Annotated in this window: 14 protein-coding genes; 9 read left to right on the forward strand and 5 right to left on the reverse strand. The window is 62.6% G+C overall.

Annotated elements, in window-relative coordinates:
* Window positions 1–12: 12 nt before the first annotated feature.
* On the reverse strand, window positions 13–1,506 hold the full coding sequence (glpD, locus tag QHC67_RS04445; RefSeq protein ID WP_319291874.1) for a glycerol-3-phosphate dehydrogenase: 1,494 nt from the start codon (window positions 1,504–1,506) through the stop codon (window positions 13–15).
* A gap of 8 nt (window positions 1,507–1,514) precedes the next feature.
* Window positions 1,515–2,546, reverse strand: coding sequence for a YeiH family protein (locus QHC67_RS04450; protein ID WP_319291546.1), 1,032 nt, complete (start codon window positions 2,544–2,546; stop codon window positions 1,515–1,517).
* Between the two features lie 121 nt (window positions 2,547–2,667).
* On the opposite strand from QHC67_RS04450, the gene QHC67_RS04455 reads away from it, so the two are divergent.
* Window positions 2,668–3,936, forward strand: a complete 1,269-nt coding sequence (locus QHC67_RS04455) for an MFS transporter (protein WP_319291549.1) — start codon at window positions 2,668–2,670, stop codon at window positions 3,934–3,936.
* Between the two features lie 78 nt (window positions 3,937–4,014).
* Window positions 4,015–4,284: a GlsB/YeaQ/YmgE family stress response membrane protein gene (locus tag QHC67_RS04460; RefSeq protein ID WP_319291552.1), complete on the forward strand. Its 270-nt coding sequence runs from the start codon at window positions 4,015–4,017 to the stop codon at window positions 4,282–4,284.
* A gap of 52 nt (window positions 4,285–4,336) precedes the next feature.
* Here QHC67_RS04460 and QHC67_RS04465 read toward each other — a convergent pair whose 3' ends face one another.
* Both QHC67_RS04465 and QHC67_RS04470 read right to left on the reverse strand, forming a co-directional pair.
* Entirely contained in the window at window positions 4,337–4,525 is a 189-nt protein-coding gene (locus QHC67_RS04465) for a hypothetical protein (protein ID WP_319291554.1), read from the reverse strand.
* Between the two features lie 212 nt (window positions 4,526–4,737).
* Window positions 4,738–6,960, reverse strand: a complete 2,223-nt coding sequence (locus tag QHC67_RS04470; RefSeq protein WP_319291557.1) for a TonB-dependent receptor — start codon at window positions 6,958–6,960, stop codon at window positions 4,738–4,740.
* Window positions 6,961–7,336: 376 nt separating this feature from the next.
* Between QHC67_RS04470 and QHC67_RS04475 the strand changes: the two genes are divergently transcribed.
* From QHC67_RS04475 to QHC67_RS04500, 6 genes are all read left to right on the forward strand, one after another.
* Window positions 7,337–9,394 (forward strand): alpha-glucosidase, encoded by a 2,058-nt coding sequence (locus QHC67_RS04475; RefSeq protein WP_319291559.1) that lies wholly within the window; start codon window positions 7,337–7,339, stop codon window positions 9,392–9,394.
* The gene (locus QHC67_RS04480; RefSeq protein WP_319291562.1) at window positions 9,391–10,410 is read left to right on the forward strand and encodes a LacI family DNA-binding transcriptional regulator; all 1,020 of its coding nucleotides are present in this window, start codon (window positions 9,391–9,393) and stop codon (window positions 10,408–10,410) included. The genes QHC67_RS04475 and QHC67_RS04480 overlap by 4 nt, the downstream gene beginning before the upstream one ends.
* Window positions 10,407–11,324 carry an aldo/keto reductase gene (locus QHC67_RS04485; RefSeq protein ID WP_319291565.1) on the forward strand — a complete coding sequence of 306 codons (918 nt, stop codon included), beginning with the start codon at window positions 10,407–10,409 and terminating at the stop codon, window positions 11,322–11,324. Before QHC67_RS04480 ends, QHC67_RS04485 begins: the two co-directional genes overlap by 4 nt.
* Window positions 11,321–12,391: an LLM class flavin-dependent oxidoreductase gene (locus tag QHC67_RS04490; RefSeq protein WP_319291567.1), complete on the forward strand. Its 1,071-nt coding sequence runs from the start codon at window positions 11,321–11,323 to the stop codon at window positions 12,389–12,391. The genes QHC67_RS04485 and QHC67_RS04490 overlap by 4 nt, the downstream gene beginning before the upstream one ends.
* Before the next feature lie 139 nt (window positions 12,392–12,530).
* Window positions 12,531–14,012 carry a glycerol kinase gene (locus QHC67_RS04495; RefSeq protein ID WP_319291570.1) on the forward strand — a complete coding sequence of 494 codons (1,482 nt, stop codon included), beginning with the start codon at window positions 12,531–12,533 and terminating at the stop codon, window positions 14,010–14,012.
* 394 nt (window positions 14,013–14,406) lie between these two features.
* Complete coding sequence (locus QHC67_RS04500) at window positions 14,407–16,353, forward strand: ribonucleoside-diphosphate reductase subunit alpha (RefSeq protein WP_319291573.1); 1,947 nt, start codon at window positions 14,407–14,409, stop codon at window positions 16,351–16,353.
* Between the two features lie 76 nt (window positions 16,354–16,429).
* Here QHC67_RS04500 and QHC67_RS04505 read toward each other — a convergent pair whose 3' ends face one another.
* Complete coding sequence (locus tag QHC67_RS04505; protein ID WP_319291575.1) at window positions 16,430–18,361, reverse strand: polysaccharide lyase family 7 protein; 1,932 nt, start codon at window positions 18,359–18,361, stop codon at window positions 16,430–16,432.
* A gap of 590 nt (window positions 18,362–18,951) precedes the next feature.
* On the opposite strand from QHC67_RS04505, the gene QHC67_RS04510 reads away from it, so the two are divergent.
* On the forward strand, window positions 18,952–20,268 hold the full coding sequence (locus tag QHC67_RS04510) for a UDP-glucose/GDP-mannose dehydrogenase family protein (RefSeq protein ID WP_319291578.1): 1,317 nt from the start codon (window positions 18,952–18,954) through the stop codon (window positions 20,266–20,268).
* The last annotated feature ends 30 nt before the right edge of the window (window positions 20,269–20,298 follow it).

The raw sequence follows: 20,298 nt of genomic DNA on the forward strand, positions 1-20,298 counted from the left end.
CGTGCCCGGACTTCAGCTATTCACGATGCGGCAGAGATACTCTTCCAGCCGCTGCACGCCCTCCGGTGCGACCCTTAGCCCCATCTTCGTTCGCCGCCAGAGGATATCCTCCACCGTTCGCGCCCACTCAGCCCGCACCAGATAATGGACCTCCGCCTCACTGAGCCCACAACCGAAATCTTCGCCCAATGAGCCCGCCTGCTGAGCGTCCCCCAACCACTCAAAAGCGCAGGTGCCGTAGGTGGAGAAGATGCGGCTGGCATTATCAGCAGACAAAAACGGATACCGCTCCGCCACCCGACGCGCCAGTGCATCCCGGTCCGCCAAGGGGAAATCACCTCCCGGCAATGCCGCGCCCGCCGTCCAGCTCTCGCCGCGCAGCACCGGCATCAAAGGCGCGAGCTTCTCCATCGCCTCTTCGGCCAGGCGGCGGTAGGTCGTGATCTTGCCGCCGAAGATCGACAGCAGCGGCGGCGCGCCATCCGCTGCATCCAGCTTCAGCACATAATCCCGCGTCGCTTCCTGCGCCGGGCTCGCGCCATCATCAACCAGAGGCCGGACGCCGCTATAGGTCCAGACTACGTCCGCAGGCGTGATCGGCTTGGCAAAATACTCGCTTGCCGCGGCGCAGAGATAGGCAATCTCCTCTTCGCTGGCTTTTGGAGCGACATCGGCGCTGTCATGGTCCCGGTCGGTCGTGCCGATCAGCGTCAGGTCACGCTCATAGGGGATCGCGAAGATGATGCGCCCGTCCGCGTTCTGGAAAATGTAGCTGCGGTCGTGATCGAACAGGCGCTTCGTCACGATATGGCTGCCGCGCACCAGACTGATGTTTGCGAGGCGCGGCGTATGGGTGCGGTCGATCATCTGAACGACCCAGGGGCCGCCTGCATTCACCAGCGCACGCGCCTTGAAGCTGCCCGTGCTGCCGTCGCTCTCGCGCGTCTCGATATGCCAAAGTTCGCCCACCCGCCGAGCGCCGGTCACTTCGCAACGCGTGCGGATTTCCGCGCCCCGCGCCGCCGCATCCCGCGCGTTCAGAACGACGAGCCGCGCGTCGTCCACCCAGCAATCGGAATATTCGAACCCATGGGAATAGCCCGGCTTCAGCGGCCTGCCCGCCGGGTCGCTTCGCAAGTCGATGGTGCGCGTAGCGGGCAGCAACTTCCGCCCGCCAATATGATCGTAGAGGAACAGGCCCAGCCGTAGCAGCCAGCGCGGCCGCAAGCCCGGATGGTGTGGCAGCACGAAACGCATGGGCCAGGCGATATGCGGCGCGATCTTCAGCAGCCGCTCCCGCTCCATCAGCGATTCGCGCACCAGCTTGAACTCATAATGTTCGAGGTAGCGGAGCCCGCCATGGATCAGCTTGGTCGAGGCAGACGATGTCCCGGACGCCAGGTCGTCACGCTCCAGCAGCAGCACGGACGCGCCTCGTCCCGCTGCGTCGCGCGCTATGCCGGTTCCGTTGATGCCCCCGCCAATGACGCACAAATCATGGATCATCGGTGCGGTCACAGGATAAGCGCCGCGCCCAGCGAAAGCGCGAAAGCCACCAATGTCGCGGCGATCACCGGTGCAAAGCTGCGCCAGCCCTGCGTAAGCAAGACAGCCATCTGCGATTTCATAGCCGTCGCCGTTACCGAGACCAGCAGCAGCGCCTTGGACAGTGAGTGCGATGCATCTACCAACTGCGCAGGCAGGGGGAGGGCGGTATTCAGGCCCACCAGCACCAGAAAGCCGAGCACGAACCAAGGCATCTGCATCCGCCGTGCCACCCCGTCCGCTGCCATGCCCTGATTGCGCAGCACCAGCGCGACGATGGCAAGGACCGGAGCCAGCAGCGTGACGCGCGTCAGCTTGACGATGGTGGCGACTTCGCCCGCACCGCGCGAGAAAGAGAAGCCGCCGCCGATCGCCTGCGCGACGTCGTGGATCGACGCGCCGATCAGGAAGCCCGCCTGCCGGTCGGTAAGCCCCAGATATTCGGCGATGGGAGGATAAAAGGACATGGCCAGTGCGCTGGCGACCGAGATGCCGACCAGCACGATGGTGAAACGCGCCTGATCGATGCGTTTCTCGCCGATCAGGCTCCAAAGAGCGAGCGCCGCCGAGGCTCCGCAAATCGCCGTGGCCCCGCCCGCGAGCAGGCCGAACATCACGTCCTGTTTGAAAAGTCGCGCCACTAGGATGCCGGTGAGCAGGACCATTGCCATGATCCCTACCAGCGCTGCGAACGCGGGAATGCCCAGCGAGCCGATCTGCGCGAAGGTGATCTGCATGCCTACCAATACGATGCCGACCCGTAGCAGCGTGTGCGAAGCGAAAGTGAGGCCGGGGACAAGCTTCGGCTCGGCGCTGACGAAGCTTAGCGAAAGGCCGATCAGCAGGCCCATCAACACCAGCGGCGCGCCATAATGATCGCTTAACCATGCAGCAGCGAGAGATGCGACGACAGCCATGGCCATGCCGGGGACACGTTCCTGCCAACGGCGCTGCGGCTGCGGCGTGTCCATCAGCAAGTCGCCGTACAGATCGGCGGCCATCACTGGCTTTCTGTCTTGCGCTGTCATACCCATCGTGCCTATAGTTGCCACTGGCCCTCTGCAACCGAAAAAGCGATGCAGGCAAGCATCGACGCAGGTGCGGCCAGCCAAGGGAGAGGCAATGACGAAGGACGACGCGCTTGCCGACGAAGAGACCGTCTCCAGCGGGCAAGTGGCTACCGGTGCGGCGCTTCGATACGGCCTGATCGCACTCATTTTCTTTGCGACCGCGCTCAATTACGTCGACCGGCAGGTGCTGGCGCTGCTGAAGCCGATGCTGGAAAGCGAATTCGGCTGGTCCGATCAGCAATTCGCGCATCTTGGCTCATCCTTTCAGATTTCTGCTGCCATTGCATTGCTAGGGGTAGGCTGGTTCGTTGACCGCTTCGGCGTGCGTTTCGCTTATGGAGCGGCGGTCGCGATATGGAGCCTCGCTGGCATGGGCCACGCCATCGCCATGACCGTGCAGCAGTTCGTCGCTGCCCGCGTGACGCTTGCCGTAGCGGAGTCCATCAATACGCCCGCGGCCATCAAGGCCGCCGCGACATACCTGCCGATGCGGGAGCGTTCGCTAGGAATCGGACTCATCAACACCGCCCCCAATATCGGCGCGATTCTTACGCCCTTGCTGATCCCGCCGTTTGCGCTGGCATTCGGCTGGCGCGCGGCGTTCCTCGTCACCGGGGGGCTGGGCTTCGTCTGGCTCGCCTTCTGGATCATCGGCACACGCAAGCTGGCGCCGGTCCGCACGTTCCAGTCCGCAAGCGCGATCAAGGGCGTGCGCTGGGGCGAACTTCTTACAGACCGCCGGACCTGGGCGGTCATCGGCGCCAAGGCGTTCACCGACCTTGTCTGGTGGTTCATGCTGTTCTGGATGCCCGACTTCTTCGCCCGCCAGTTCGGCATGTCGCAAGGGGCGTTGGGATATCCGGTTGCTCTGATCTACGTCCTTGCCGCCCTGGGCGCGATCAGCAGCGGCGCATTGTTTCCGATCCTGCTGTCCCGTGGATTTACCGTGAACCGCGCGCGTAAGCTCTCGATGTTCCTCTTCGCCCTGATGATCCTGCCCGCTCCTCTGGCCTTGCAGGCGGGCAGCCCCTGGGTCGCGGCCCTGCTGATCGGCATGGCGCTGTTCGCGCATCAGGGATTCTCGACGAACATCTTCGGCATGACGGCCGATGTGGTGCCGACCAGTCGCGTCGCCAGCGTCATCGCTCTGGGCGCGATAGCCGGGAACCTCAGCGGAACGGCCATGATCGAATTTGCCGGCTGGTCACTCAGTTCCGGGGCCGGATACTGGCCGATGTTTGCAATTTGTGCGGCGGCTTATCTCGTTGCTTTAGGCTGGATTCAGCTGCTCCTGCCACGACTGGTGCCTGCGGCCTCGTAACGCTGCGGGAACAATTCTGCCTGCTCAAGCGTCCTATCCTCCAGCAGCCACCCTTGGCCGCATCTTGGGAGTTGGATCATGGGCATCATCATTCTTATCATTGTCGGCGGAATTATTGGTTGGCTTGCCAGCATGGTCATGCGGACGGACGGTCAGCAGGGCGTGTTCCTGAATATCATCGTCGGCATCGTCGGCGCTGTTCTTGCAGGCTTCCTCGTGTCGCCGCTACTGGGCATCGCACCGATCACCAGCGGCAGCTATGATATCGCGTCGCTGCTGGTATCGTTCGTGGGCGCAGTCATCCTGCTGGCGATCGTGAACCTCGTACGCCGCGGTTCGGTTCGGTAAACACCTGCGCAAATTTATCGGAAAGGGCGGCCATCGTGCCGCCCTTTTTCGTTTAGTGGAGCAGATGGTTGACCGCAACTCCAGTAAGGATCGCGCACGTGCCGGCAGACATGCCGCACAGCACGTAGCCAATGTGACGCAGTACCGGAGGATGGGGCCGCTTCGCTGCGCGATTACGTCCGGCCGAAGACAGGACGAAGCTGGCGAGGACGCCATACGTCAGGGCAGCAAACTCGATCATGGTGACTCCGTGGATTTCCGCTAGCTGTAAACTACACTGAAAACCCTAAAGCAATCTCACCACGAGCGGCAGTTGCGACGAAGCGTTCCAAAATAATGCTGCACTGCGGAACTTTTTTGTAACCCCTTAGCGAGCGCAAAAAAGCTGGCGACCCGTGCAGTGGTCGCCAGCCCTCTCACCGACCCGACAGCATCGCCGGTGAACCGTTTGACTCATTTTTCGCTGCCGAAGTTCACGCGTGCAGTGAGCCCGAAATAGCGGTCCGCTTCGCGCGGAATGATGTAGCGATACGAGCCGCCCGGCCCGCCTGATACGATCGAAGAGGCGAAGCTCTGGTCGAACAGGTTCTTGACCTGCGCGCGCAGGCTCCAGCCATTGTCCGCGGCGACCAGCCCGGCACTCACATCGACGATGCCATAGCCCTTCACGGTGGTAGCAGCACGGGTTGCGGCGATGGGGCTCAGCTCATAAAGCTGGCTCGATTGATAGCTGCCCTGTGCGCCCAGTTCGATGTCGGCAAAGCCCCCAGTCTCGATCTTGTAGGTAGCGCCCAGCGAGCCCTTCCATTTGGGCGCATTGGACAGTCGCGTGCCGTTTGGAACGCGCTGTGTGGCATCGGCGCCGGGCGGCAGGCGAAAGCTATCGATCTTCGCATCGGTGTAAGCGAGACCGCCGTTTAAGCTGAAAGCACGCGAGGGCTGATAGAGCAGGTCGATCTCTACGCCGCGCGTGGACACGCTACCCGCATTCGTCAGCCGGGTTACGCGTTCCCCGGCCACGACGTCGGGGTTGTTGGCCTGATAGTTCTTATACTTCGCGTAGAAGCCGGCGATGTTCAGGATCAGCGTGTTGTCCAGCAACTGGTTCTTCAGGCCGACCTCGTACGCATTCACCGTTTCTGGTGCGATGACCCCGGCGCCCGATGTGCCAAGGTTGAAGAACAGATTATATGCTGGCCCCTTATAGCCGCGCGTGTAGCTGGCATAGCTCATGATCCTGTCGGTGAGGTCGAACTGGACCGCGGCCTTGCCCGACCAGTTGTCGTTCACCGTCTTCAGATTCAGTGGGATGCCGTTCGATACGCCCGGCACGAACCGCCCCGTAACCGGGTCGACAAGTCCGTTATTATATACGCCGGCGTCGAAGCTCGGGTTGATCCCTCCAGCAGCGGCAGCGCCGACATTGGAGCGGCGGATCAGATTGCCCTCAAGCTGATCCGTCGTGTAGCGGATGCCGCCGATAAGGCGCAGCCGATCCGACACATTGAGCGTCACCTGACCGAAGGCGGCCATGTTGGTAAAGATCGAGCCGTAATCCGTGGTGCCGGTTACTGAGCGGGCCGTCGATACTCCGGGCGCGGTCGAACAGGGGATGAGACCCGGCGCCGCCGCAGGAAGAGTAGAGGCTGTGCAGATGATCGAATCCCGCGTGAACTGCCGCTGCGACTCCGCGCGGGAATAATAAAGGCCCGCGACATATTCGAAGAAGCCGCCCGTCGGCGAGGACAAGCGCAATTCCTGGCTGAAGGTCTTGGATGTCTGAGGGCCGATGTCATGGAGCTGGTTGAGCCCGACATAGGGACGGTCGAGGAAATCGCCGTCGCGGATCTCGGTGTTGTCCCACTTGCGATAGGCCGTGATCGACGTGATGGTCTGCCCGCCCAGTTCGGCGTCGAGCTGCATCGAAACGCCCCAGCTTTCCTCCTTCGTCTGGGTGAGGAGGTTCTGGTTCACGCGGCGCGTATCGTCGCCGCGGATGTTGGTGCCCGCCAGTGCTGCGGCCGCCGCATTGGTAGGTATGGTGCCGATGACTTCCGCACAGCAATCGTCGTTCGCCTTGCGCCAGTCGCCGCGCAGGATGAGCGTCACGGCGTCGGACAGATCGGCTTCGATGACGCCGCGCACGCCGTAATGCTTGTAGCCGTTGACCTTGCGGCCCAAGGCGACGTTGCGGAGATTGCCGTCATATTCGCTGTAGAAGCCCGTCACGCGCGACCGGATATTCTCCCCCAGCGGCAGGTTCAAAGTGGCGCGGGCGCGATATTCCTGCGCGCTGTAATAGCTGGCTTCCGCACTGCCGCCGAACGTGTCTTCCGGCAGCTTCGTGACCATGCTGACGACGCCGGCCGACGCGTTCTTGCCGAACAGCGTGCCTTGCGGGCCACGTAGTACTTCGATGCGGTCGATGTCGACCAGATCACCAAAGCCTTCGCCCGCGCGGCTCAGTACGACTCCGTCGATCACGGCCGCGACCGAGGGCTCGGCGGCGATGGAGAAGTTGATGGTGCCGACGCCGCGCAGGAACAGCGCCTGGTTGAGGCTGGTGCCGCCCTTGCGGAAATTCAGGCTCGGCACGAGATATTGCGCGTTTTCAAGGTTCACGCCGCCCTGCGACGCAATCGCCGCGCCGCTCACGACCGATACCGACAGCGGCACGTTCTGGAGATTCTCCTCGCGCTTCTGGGCCGTGACGACAATATCGATGCCGCTGCTTTCCTCTGCAGCAGCAGGGGCGGCGGCACGATCCTGAGCAGATGCGGGGTGGCAATCGCCAGGGCGCTGACGCCTGCCAGCGCTGTCATAAAGCCGGAGCGGGAAAGCGCGTAGCGATTGCAGCAGGTCATGGGATCCTCCCTGAAGTACCGTGATTTATGGCCAACCCTGCCTTAATCCGAGGGTTTGGAATGGTGATAAGGGCCGAAGCGATGAATTGTCAATCTTGAACGGCAGTAATGCTTGTGGCATTGTCCATCGCTGTCATAAATATGTGACAGCCCGCTCCCGGATCGGGATGCGGCACCAGAGAGGACCTATGGCCGCAGCAGCGCCCACACTGAAGGTAACGGAAGACGGCTTCGCGCTCTGGCTGGGCGATCGCCTGCTGGCGACTCACAGCGCCGCCTTCCCGATGGTCGCGGTCGGGCGTGGCAATGCGGATGTGGAGATGTTTCGCGGCAACTTCCGTCTTTTCGATACCGTGGCGGAGCGGATACCGCTTACCCATGCCCGTCTCGTGCAACGATCTGACTCCGGCGATGCCTGGCAGATGGAAATGGCGAAGGGGGAGGGGCTTCCGGCCACCCTTTTGCTGACGGTTTGCCCGGACGGGCTGTTCCTGAAGGCGCACGACAGGACGATCAATCGCTGCTGGCTGACCTTCCATGCCGAACCCGAAGAAAGGATCTACGGGCTGGGCGAGCAGATGTCCTACCTCGATCTGCGCGGCCGTGTTTTCCCGATCTGGACATCGGAGCCGGGTGTCGGCCGCGACAAAAGCACGGCTTTCACGCAGGCCATGGATGCGCAGGGGAATGCCGGCGGCGATTACTGGACTACCAATTACCCGCAGCCCACCATGTTGTCGTCTCGTCGCCACGCCCTGCATGTCGACACGAACGCCTATTGCGCCTTCGATTTCACCGGCGAGGGCAGCTTCACGGTGGAATGCTGGGAAATCCCCGCGCGCGTCGAACTCTTCGAGGCCGCGACCATGGCCGATCTGGTCTCCGCCCTGTCGCTACGTTTTGGCCGCCAGCCGATACTGCCTGAATGGGCGACGAATGGCGCGATCGTCGGGCTGAAGCAGGGACAGGAGAGCTTTGCCAGACTGGAGAGGATGATCGACGCGGGCGTGCCGGTCAGCGGCCTCTGGTGCGAGGATTGGGTGGGGCTGCGCATCACCAGCTTTGGCAAGCGCCTGTTCTGGGACTGGAAATGGAACCGCGAACGCTATCCCGATCTCGACCGTCGCATAGCGCACCTCGCAGAAAAAGGCGTCCGCTTCCTCGGTTATGTGAACCCTTATCTCGCGATCGACGGCGCCCTGTATCAGGAGGCGCTGGCGGCGGGCTATCTTGCGCGGCGACAGGATAGCGACGCACCCTATCACGTGGATTTCGGAGAGTTCGACGCCGCCATCGTCGACTTCACCAATCCAGACGCCTCCGAATGGTTCGCCGACCGCGTCATCGGGCAGGAGATGCTCGACTTCGGGCTCTCCGGCTGGATGGCGGACTTTGGCGAATATCTGCCGACCGATGTGCGGCTGTTCGACGGCAGCGACCCAATGCTCGCCCATAATGCATGGCCGACTCTCTGGGCCAAGGTGAATGCCCGTGCCCTCGAACTCCGAGGCAAGACCGGCGAGGCGGTGTTCTTCATGCGGGCAGGCGGCACGGACGTCGGCAAATATTGCCCATTGCTCTGGGCGGGGGATCAGTCGGTCGATTTCACGCGGCATGACGGCATCGGCACTGTGATTACCGCCGCGTTGTCGGCGGGGTTGGTCGGCAATGCCTACAGCCACAGCGACATCGGCGGCTACACAAGTCTGCTCGGCAATGTCCGCACCACCGAACTGCTGATGCGATGGAGCGAACTCGCCGCTTTCACGCCGGTCATGCGAACGCACGAGGGCAATCGCCCGGACGAAAACCTGCAGGTGGACTCCACAGCCGAACTTCTCGCCCATTTCGCCGCGATGACGCAGCTTCACGCCGACCTCGCGCCCTATACCCGCGCGCTGTGCGTCGAAGCGCGTGACAAGGGCCTCCCCTTGCAACGCCCGCTGTTCCTGCATCATGAGGAGGATATGGACAGCGACATTCTGCAAACCCATTATCTCTATGGCAGCGACCTGCTGGTGGCCCCGGTGGTAGCGGAGGGCGCAACCCGTTGGCGCTGCTATCTGCCATCCGGCGCGACATGGGTACATTTGTGGACAGGTATCCCGAGCGATTGCGGCTATGCGGAAGTCGAAGCGCCCTTCGGTCGGCCGCCCGTCTTCTACCGCGCCGACAGCCGCCACGCGCCTCTCTTCGCAGACATCGCCGCCCGTCATGTCGAGCGCTGCCGGACGCTGCTCGCATGAACGCCCGCGCCACCATCCACGACGTCGCACAAGCCGCGGGCGTATCGGTCAAGACCGTCTCCCGCGTCCTCAACAAGGAGCGCTATGTGAGGGACGACACGCGGCAGAAAGTCGAGGAAGCGGTCCGTGCCCTCCGCTTCAGCCCCAGCATCGCCGCTCGCGCCCTTGCCGGCCGCAAGTCCGGGCAGATCGCGCTCCTCTACGACAATCACAGCCCTTATTACATTCATCAGATCCAGCAGGGCATCTGGGAAGCCTGCCGCGAAGAGGGCGTGCGCCTGCTCGCCCAGCCCGTCGATATCGCCTCGCCCGACGTGGCCCGCGAAGTTGGCGGCCTGATCGACGAAACCCATATCGACGGCATCATCCTCTCTTCGCCGGTGACGGATTGCGCCGCGGTGCTGGAGGAACTGGAACGCCGCGCAATCCCCTTCGTCCGGATTTCACCCGGCACCAACCACGGGGTCACCTCTTCCGTATTCATCGACGACGTGCAGGCGGCGGACGATATGACCACTTACCTGATCAACAACGGCCATCGCCGCATCGGCTTCATCATCGGCCACAGCAATCACATGGCGAGCAACGAGCGGCTGTTCGGGTATCGCCGCGCGCTCGACCGCGCTGGCATAGAATATGAGCCCGCCATCGTCCTGCCGGGCGAGTTCGACTTTGCGAGCGGCGTGAAGGCGGCCGAGATTCTGTTAGGCATGCCGGACCGCCCCACCGCCATCTTCGCGAGCAACGACGACATGGCGGCGGGCGTGCTCGCGCTGGCGCACAAGCAGGGCATTGCAGTGCCCGACCAGCTATCTGTCGCAGGCTTCGACGATACCGTCCTCGCCCAGGTCGTCTACCCGCCACTCACCACCGTGCGCCAGCCGACCCGCACGCTGGGACATACCGGCACGCGGCTCCTCTTTACCATGGGCGCGGGCGCGGAGCATCGCCGCCTGCCGCACGAACTCATCGAGCGTCAATCGACGCGCGCCATCTCCCCAAAGGATGTTTCATGACCACGCAGGCTTTCCTCGCTCCTCCGCCCCGATCCCGCCCCCTCGGCAAGACCGGATTGACGGTCAGCGGCCTCTCCTGGGGCATGTGGCGCTTCAAGGGCAATGACGTCGCCGCCGCCCGCGCGCTGGTGGACGCTGCACTTGAGTCCGGCATCACTTTGTTCGACACGGCCGACATATATGGCCCCGACAATGGCGAGGCCTTCGGCGCATCCGAGGCGCTGCTCGGCAAGGTGTTCGCTGCGGACAGGAGCTTGCGCCGCAAGATGGTGCTCGCGACCAAGGGCGGCATCGTCATCGGCACGCCCTATGACAGCAGCGCCGCCTATCTTTCTTCTGCCATCGACGCGTCGCTTTCCCGCCTCGGCGTCGATCATGTCGACCTGTGGCAGATCCACCGGCCCGACATACTGACGCATCCGCAGGAGATCGCCCGCACGTTGGAAGACGCACATAAATCGGGCAAGATCGGCGCGATCGGCGTCTCCAACTTCACGCCTGCGCAGATCGAAACGCTGGCCCATTTCCTGACCGTTCCGATTGCCAGCACCCAGCCGGAATATTCCGCCCTGACGCTCGGGCCCCTCGTCGCGGGTAAACTGGATCAGGCGATGCGGATGGACATGGCGGTACTGGCCTGGTCGCCGCTGGGCGGCGGGCGCATTGCCGATCCCCGCAGCGAGCGAGAGCGCGCCGTCGCGGCCACCCTCAAGAAGGTCGCCGACCAATATGGCGTCTCCGTCACCGCCGCCGCCTTCAGCTGGATCATGGCGCATCCGTCTCGCCCGATCCCGATCGTCGGATCGCAGACGCCCGCGCGGATCCGCGAATCCGCCGACGCCTATAAGGTCCAGTGGACGCGTGCCGACTGGTACGCCGTGCTGACCGCATCGAGAGAGGAACCCCTTCCATGAGCAAGCCCTGCGAAGTCAGCTGGTTTTCCGCCCTGTGCGACGATGATTACGAGTTCCTCGGCAAACCCGATCCCAAGCTCGCCTCAAGCTGGGAGCACTGCCGCGACATCGTGCTGCAGGCGGAGAGCGGCGGGTTCGACAACATCCTGCTGCCGTCCGGCTATCAGCTCGGCATCGACACCACGATCTTCGCAGGCGCCATCGCGCCGATGCTCAAGACCATCCGCCTGCTGATGGCGGTGCGCATCGGCGAAGACTGGCCGCCGCAACTGGCCCGCCGCATCGCCACGCTGGACCGCATCCTTGGCGGGCGGCTGACCGTCAACATCATCTCCTCCGACTTGCCGGGCGACACGCTGGAGAGCAATCGGCGCTATGCCCGGACGCTTGAAGTCATGCAGATCCTGAAGACGATGCTGAACGGCGAGCATCTCGATCATCAGGGCGAGTTCTACAAGCTGGACCTCGACCCGCCCAAGATAACGACTGTGTCCGGCAAATGCCCGCCACTCTATTTCGGCGGCCTCAGCCCCGCAGCGCGCGATGCCGCTGCGCAGGGGTGCGACGTCTATCTGATGTGGCCCGACACGATGGACAAGGTGCGCGAGATCATCGCCGACATGACGGCCCGCGCCGCCAGCCACGGCCGCACCCTGAAATTCGGCTATCGCGCCCATGTGATCGTCCGCGAGACCGAAGCCGAAGCCCGCACCGCCGCAACGCGCCTGCTCTCGAAGCTGGACGATGAGACTGGTGCCGCCATTCGCGCCAAGTCGCTCGACAGCCAGTCCGTCGGCGTCACCCGTCAGGCCGAACTGCGCGCGGCGGCGGGCGAGGAAGGCTATGTCGAGGATAATCTGTGGACCGGCGTAGGCCGTGCCCGCTCGGGCTGCGGCGCGGCGATAGTCGGCGATCCCGATCAGGTGCTGGCGAAACTGCGCGCCTATCAGGCAGAAGGGATCGAGGCCTTCATCCTCTCGGGCTACCCCCATGCCGCCGAAGCCGACTTGTTCGCGCGTCATGTCTTGCCCAAGCTGGAGCATGGGCCGCTGCTGTTGGGGGAATAAACCCCTCCGGTCGCCCTGAGCGAAGTCGAAGGGCCAAGCTGAACGAAGTGAAGGTGCTTCGCCTACGCTCAGCAGAACCCTTCGACTACGCTCAGGGCGAACGGTAGGGGGTATGTGCAAGACGAGAGGATAGCCAAAAATGACCCAGCCCATCCTCGTCATCGACGAAGGCACCACCTCCACCCGCGCAATGCTGTTCGCGCCGGACGGAGCCTGCCTCGGCACCGCGCAGCGCCCCCTGACTCAGCATTACCCCGCACCGGGCCGTGTCGAGCATGACGCCAACGAGATATGGTCCCTGACCCTCGAATGCGCACGCGAGATGGTGGCGCAGGCTGGCGGAGCGGATCGCATCGCCTGCATCGGCATCACCAACCAGCGTGAGACTGTGGTCTTCTGGGACCGCCGCACCGGCGAAGCCGTCGCCCCCGCCATCGTCTGGCAGGACCGGCGGACCGCGGAGACCTGCCACGAACTGATCGTCGCGGGTCACGAACCAGTGGTGCAGGCGCGTACCGGCCTGCTGCTCGATCCCTATTTTTCGGGCAGCAAGATGGGCTGGGCGCTGGACCAGTGGCCACAGCTGGAGGAACTGGGCGACTACCTCGCGGTCGGCACCGTCGAAAGCTATCTCGTCTATCGCCTGACCGGCGGGCTCCACATCACTGACGCCACCAATGCCTCTCGCACCGCGCTGATGGCGATAGAGCAGGGCGGCTGGGACGCAGACTTGCTCGACCTGTTCGGCGTACCCGCCACGCTGCTGCCCGAAATCACCGATTGCGCAGGCCGGTTCGGCACCACGCAGGCTGACTTGTTCGGAGCGCCGATACCGATCACCGGCCTCGCCGGAGACCAGCAGTCCGCCTCCATCGGCCAGGCCTGTCTGTCCCCCGGCCAGACCAAGGCGACTTACGGCACCGGCGCATTCATCCTGACGCATTGCGGCACGGACATGCCCCGCTCGAAACATCGCCTGCTCGGCACCATCGCGTCGCAGATCGGCGGGCAGCGCTGTTTCGCGCTCGAAGGGTCGGTGTTCGTCGCGGGCAGCGTCGTCAAATGGCTCCGCGACGAACTCGGCATCATCGACAATGCCGAACAGACCGCCGCACTCGCGGCATCGGTACCCGACAATGGTGGCGTCAGCTTCGTGCCTGCGCTCTCTGGCCTTGGCGCGCCCTACTGGCGGCCCGATGCGCGCGGCGCGATCACTGGCCTCAGCTTCTCGACTGGCCGTGCCCACATCGTTCGCGCCGCGCTGGAGGCCGTCACGCATCAGTCGCTCGACCTGAAGGCGACCTTCGCCGCTGACGGTGCGGTGTGGGCCGACTTGCGGATCGACGGCGGCATGGTCAGCAACGATTGGCTGGCGCAGGACCTTGCCGACATGCTCGACCTGTGCGTCGAACGGCCGCATGTCATCGAAACGACCGCTTTGGGCGCGGCAATGCTGGCGGGGGTAGGGGCGGGCCTGTTCCCGGACCTTATGGCCGCCTCTGCCATGCGCCAAGGCGCCAGAGCCTTTCATCCCCGGTCCAATCCCGTCGCCTCTGCGCGCTGCCGCGCCTGGGAAGTCGCGGTGTCTGCTGTGCTGCAAGCCTCGGAAGCGCGTGGGTGATGCCTCATCCACAGCTATTTATTTTCGCTGCGTTCCTATCCCCTTGCCTTTTCAAAAGCCTAGGAAAATCCACGCGTCGCGGCTGCTGGTGAGCAAGTCCAGCGACGAAGCGAATCGCGGCAGCGACGGGCCGAGTTCCTGAATCCGCATTTACCCTCTTGCGTCCACGCAGGACTGTGGCACTATCCCTTGTGTAAGGACAACGGGGGTTGCCCAATAGATTGTGGTTGGCTCGCCGGCATGTTCCGGCGGATAGGAGGATTTTTGCCTCTGTCGGTCGTAAAATCTGGGTTCCGGGGTCCTTCTTTCGAAGCTGGTCATGCTATGAGGGGCACTTGTCCCAATGAAGCCTTGACCGAATCGAACGGAACAGGAACATTCGGAGGCTACGGCAATGGACTTCAGGGAAAGTCAGGAAACAGGTGCAAGCGACGTGGCTACGATAATGGATGAAGTGCTCGATGCCGTGGCGGCCCAGTCGGCGCCCAAAGCGGCGGCTACGGAGAAGCCCGACGCGCTGTCCTCGCACACGGTGCAGGCGCGGCGTTTCGACGTGAAGACAGATAATTCGCGCGATGCCCTGCTGACCGAGTTCGGCAAGGATACCCTGCGCGACCGTTACCTGCTGCCCGGCGAATCCTATCAGGATCTGTTCGCGCGCGTTGCGGCCGCTTATGCCGACGATCAGGATCATGCCCAGCGCGTCTATGACTATATCTCGCGTCTGTGGTTCATGCCCGCAACGCCCGTGCTGTCCAATGGCGGCACCGGTCGCGGCCTGCCGATCTCCTGCTATCTCAATTCGGTGGATGACAGCCTGGAGGGCATCGTCAACACCTGGAACGAGAATGTCTGGCTCGCTTCGCGCGGCGGCGGCATCGGCACCTATTGGGGCAGTGTGCGTGGCATTGGTGAGCCGGTTGGCCTCAATGGCAAGACCAGCGGCATCATTCCCTTCGTCCGCGTCATGGATTCGCTCACGCTCGCAATCAGCCAGGGTTCACTCCGCCGTGGCTCGGCCGCCTGCTATCTCGACGTCTCGCACCCGGAGATCGAGGAGTTCCTCGAAATCCGCAAGGCGTCCGGCGACTTCAACCGCAAGGCGCTGAACCTCCACCACGGCGTGCTGCTGACCGACGAGTTCATGGAAGCCGTGCGCGACGGCACCGAATTCCACTTGCGCAGCCCGAAGGATCAGTCGGTGCGTGCCACCGTCGACGCGCGCTCGCTGTTCCAGAAGCTGGTGGAAACCCGGCTTGCGACCGGCGAACCCTATATCATCTTCGCCGATCAGGTGAACCGCTCGATGCCCAAGCATCACCGCGATCTTGGCCTCAAGGTTTCCACCTCGAACCTCTGCTCCGAAATCACGTTGCCCACGGGTCGCGACCATCTGGGTAATGACCGGACTGCGGTCTGCTGCCTGTCCTCCATGAACCTGGAAACCTGGGATCAGTGGAACGGCGACAAGGCCTTCGTCGAGGACATCATGCGCTTCCTCGACAATGTGCTGCAGGACTATATCGACCGCGCCCCACCCGAAATGGCCCGCGCCAAGTACAGCGCCGGCCGCGAGCGTTCGGTCGGCCTCGGCGTCATGGGCTTCCACAGCTTCCTGCAGGCACGCAACATCCCGTTCGAAGGCGCGATGGCGAAGTCGTGGAATCTGCGCATCTTCAAGCAGATCAAGGGCCAGGTCGACGAAGCGTCGATGCAGCTTGCGATCGAGCGCGGGCCGTGTCCCGATGCCGCCGACATGGGCGTGATGGAGCGCTTCTCCTGCAAGATGGCGATCGCGCCGACGGCCTCGATCAGCATCATCGCGGGCGGCACCTCCGCCTGTATCGAGCCGATCCCGGCGAACATCTACACCCACAAGACGCTCTCGGGCAGCTTCTCGATCAAGAATCCCTATCTGGAAAAGCTGCTTCAGGACAAGAGCAAGGACAGCACGAACGTCTGGAACTCGATCCTGGAGAATGGCGGGTCGATCCAGCATCTCGACTTCCTGAGCCAGGAAGAGAAGGACGTGTTCAAGACCAGCTTCGAAATCGACCAGCGCTGGCTGCTCGAACTCGCCGCCGACCGCACGCCCTATATCGATCAGGCGCAGTCGCTGAACCTGTTCATCCCGGCCGATGTGGACAAGTGGGACCTGCTGATGCTCCACTATCGGGCGTGGGAACTGGGCATCAAGTCGCTCTATTATCTCCGCTCGAAATCGGTGCAGCGCGCCGGTTTCGCGGGCGGGGTAGAGGCCGATAACACGCCCGATCTCAAGAAGATCGAGCTGTCGACCGGCGAAACCACCGATTATGACGAGTGCCTCGCCTGCCAGTAAGGCCGCTGTCGCCACAAACGAAAAGGGGCTGACGCGATGCGCGCCAGCCCCTTTTGCTGTCGGCTTTTCGGCGCGATCAGATGACAAGGAAATCGGCGCTGGTCAGATGCAGCCCCGATGTCAGCGTTGCGATCTGCACCGCAGCGCCGCTGCCCGACCCATCGGCATCATAGCTCAGCACACCCGTAGCGCTGTTGTAGAGCAGATGCTGGCCCACCGTGGTCGCGGCCTTGCCGATGGCGAACGCGGCGGCGCTCAACTGGCCATCTCCACCGAGCGCGGCGAAGAACGCATTGTCGAACACCAGCGTGTCGTCGGCGACGTTGAAGTCCGTGATCTTGTCCTTCTCGCCCGGCGCCGTGTTGAACACGAAATAGTCGTTCCCGCGACCGCCGCTGAGTTGATCGACGCCATTGCCGCCAAACAGCCAGTCGGAACCGTTGCCGCCATCCAGCTTGTCATTGCCGTCCAGACCGAAAATCCGGTCGTTGCCCGCCATGCCCGCCAGCTTGTTGGCCGATGCGTTTCCGCTGAGTTCGTTGTCCAGCTCGTTGCCCGTGCCGCTGCCCGTCGTACCTGCCAGCAGAAGCCGCTCCACATTATCGGCAAGCACATAGCCCGCGCTGCTGATCACCAGGTCGTTTCCTCCGCCCAGCGTCTCGACCACGACATCGGCCGACGTGGAAACGTAGTAGGTGTCGTTGCCCGCGCCGCCAATCATCGTGTCGGTCGAAGCCCCGCCGTCCAATATGTTGTTGCCTGCGTTGCCCGTCAGCACGTTGCCCTTGCTCGTACCCGTCAACTTGATATCAGCCGTGCCCAGCGCCGTCGCATTCTCGACGAAGCTGTCCAGAGCGAAGTCGATCGAAGAGAACACGGTGTCGATGCCGCCCGTGGAGCGCGTTTCGATAACCCGATCGCCGACATTATCGACATAATAGAAGTCATTGCCGTCACCGCCAGTCATCTGATCGGCGCCGGTCCCGCCGTCCAGAACATCGTTGCCGCCAAGCCCGCTCAGCAGGTCGTCGCCGCCCATCCCGTACAGCCAGTTCGCGCCGTCCGTGCCTGTCAGCTCGTTGGCGATACCGTTGCCTGTGCCGCGCGCGGCCGCGTCCGCCAACGTCAGCGTTTCGATGTTGTCGGACAGCGTATAGTCGACATGCGCCACGACGCTATCGACGCCACCATTCGCAGCTTCCACGATGATGTCGGAGCCCAGGAGGATGTCGTACTGGTCGTCACCGCTGGTGCCCTGATGAACTTCGCCAAGAGTGCCAAGGCCACCAAGTCCCTGGCCCTGCGCATGGCCGAAATCGAGGCCGTAAAATGTCGCCTGCCCGAAGCCGGTGCCCTGCGTCTCGTTGACGCCCAGATACACGCCTGCCTTGAAGTAGAGCGAGTCCGGCTGCCAGACGCTGTTGATGGCGGTCGTGCTGCCATAAGCCTTCCCGTCCGCGTAGACCACGACTTCCAACGTGTTGCCAACGGCGTTGATCTTGTAGGAGAAAGTTTCGCCGATCCCGATCGAAGGCAGTTCGTTGTCGGACGATACCAGTTGGAACTTCATTTCCTTGTTATTGGGGCCCGCCAGATCGTTGACGAAGTAGACGCTGCCATTGTCCCAATACAGCCTGACGAGTTCGTCGTTCTTGCCGTGGATCTGGCCAATCACGAACTTGCCGGTCGTGCCGTTGAAATATGTCGGCGCTTCGTCGATCCGGAGCGTGGCGGTCATCGTGCCCCCTTGCTTGAGGTTCCACGCAGCAGAGTTTCCATTGTTCAGTTCCCGCAGTTCCGACCGCGCATATTTGCTCCCGCTCGTGGTCGATCCTTCGACCATTGCCCTGAAGGTGAGCGCGCTGCTCGACGCCTGGAAGAATTCCGAGCCCGCATATTTCGTCAGGTCGTCCACCTGAGCGGCGACCCCGGACGTAGTACCTGCCTTGTCGACGGGAAGGGCGATCCGCCACTTCGCGAAATCAAATCCGCTTGCCTTCATGTTCATTTGATAACCCCCAGTAGCGATATTGCCGATGAGGAACCGAACGTCGGTCCACTGAGATGTAAAATCGCAAACAAATCTGACTAATTCCGCTCAGAGCTGTGCTTAATGGCTGATTAGCCAAACACATTTTCCAGACCCGCTCGGCACCTGTGGGGTGACGCCGGGGCTTGCGGGTAAAATCTCTCCTGATTTCAAACAGGCGGCGCACTATCTCTGATGGATGCTGCTTCGCGCTTCACATCGTGGCGGTCTGAAGCCGTTTGTCTCCGTGGGCGCTTTAACCGTGAACCGTGACTTGAACTCTACATCAAAAAAACATCAGCCGTAAAGTTTCGATGTCGACATGAATATAAAACAATAGGAAACAGTTACTTACGTATTTTAACGGGTTGTTCCTGTGTTGTTCCACTTTGACACGCACGGCTTTTCCACACCCAAAACTGTTCGCAACCGCAAAAAGAAATTTGTTTTTCCGCAATTGCATAAGGTAATGATGGGGATAACACACGGATCTCCTCAGGAATCGCCAACAGGCGCATCTGACCGGGACTGTGCGGTTGCGAAATTCAGCGAACCTATTGGGGGTCCCCATGCGCGTATCAGTCTTTGGAATCGGTTATGTCGGCGCAGTCACTGCCGCCTGTCTTTGCAAGAGCGGCCATGAAGTCATTGCGGTCGACAATAACGCCGCGAAGGTGGACCTGCTCAACGCGGGCAAGGCGCCGATCGTCGAACCCGGCCTGCCTGAGCTGATCTCGAACGCCGTCGCCAACGGCACCTTGCGCGCCACGACCGATGTGGCCGAAGCCATCCAGAACAGCGAACTGTCGATCGTCTGCGTCGGTACGCCCAGCCTGCCCAACGGCAATCTGGATCTCGGCTATGTCGTCACGGTCTGCGAACAGATCGGCTTAGCATTGGCGCAAAAGGGCGACTTCCACTCCATCGTCATGCGCTCCACGATGCTGCCGGGCTCCATGGCGGGCACCGTCATCCCCTCGCTCTCCCGCTCGTCCGGCATGGTCGCGGGCAAGGGCTTCGGCGTCGCCATCTACCCCGAATTCCTGCGCGAAAGCACGGCGATCGCGGACTATCTGGAGCCCGAAGTCATCGTCATCGGCAAGATGGACGACACCACGGTCGATCGCCTGCGCGAACTGAACGAAGGCATCATCGGCGAAGTCCGTGTCGTGGAGATCGGCACTGCCGAAGCCATCAAATATGCCAACAACTGCTGGCACGCGACGAAGATCGTGTTCGCCAACGAAATGGGCAATATCTGCAAGGCCGCGGACGTCGACGGCCATGAAGTCATGGAAGTGCTCTGCGCCGACAAGCGCCTGAACATCTCGCCCGCTTACATGAAGCCGGGCATGGCGTTCGGTGGCTCGTGCCTGCCCAAGGACCTTCGTGCGCTGCGCTACAAGGCCGCGTCAATGGATGTGCGGGTGCCGATGCTCGAAGCCGTGCAGATGTCCAACGAGCTGCAGGTGGACCGCGCATTCGACCTGATCGCCTCGCGCGCCACCAGCCGCCGCATCGGTATGCTCGGCCTCAGCTTCAAGTCGGAAACCGACGATCTGCGCGAAAGCCCGCTCGTCAGCGTTGCCGAAAAACTCTACGGCAAGGGCTACGATCTGAAGATCTTCGACGCCAATGTCAGCTATTCCAAGCTGGTCGGCGCGAACCTGCACTTCATTCGCTCGCACATTCCGCATCTGGCCGAACTGCTGGTGGAAGATGTCGAGGACGTTGTCTCGCACGGCGACACCATCGTGATCGGCAATGGCGACCATCGCTTCCGCGCGCTGCCCGGCAACATTCCGGCTGGCAAGACCGTGGTCGATCTCGTCCGCATCGACCGCAAGCTGCGCTCGAATGAAAGCTACGAAGGGCTGAGCTGGTAACGGCACTCAGCGACTCGCGCCGAGAAACGC

Origin of the sequence: Sphingobium sp. (assembly GCF_033795625.1) — a bacterium.
Taxonomy (GTDB): Bacteria; Pseudomonadota; Alphaproteobacteria; order Sphingomonadales; family Sphingomonadaceae; genus Sphingobium.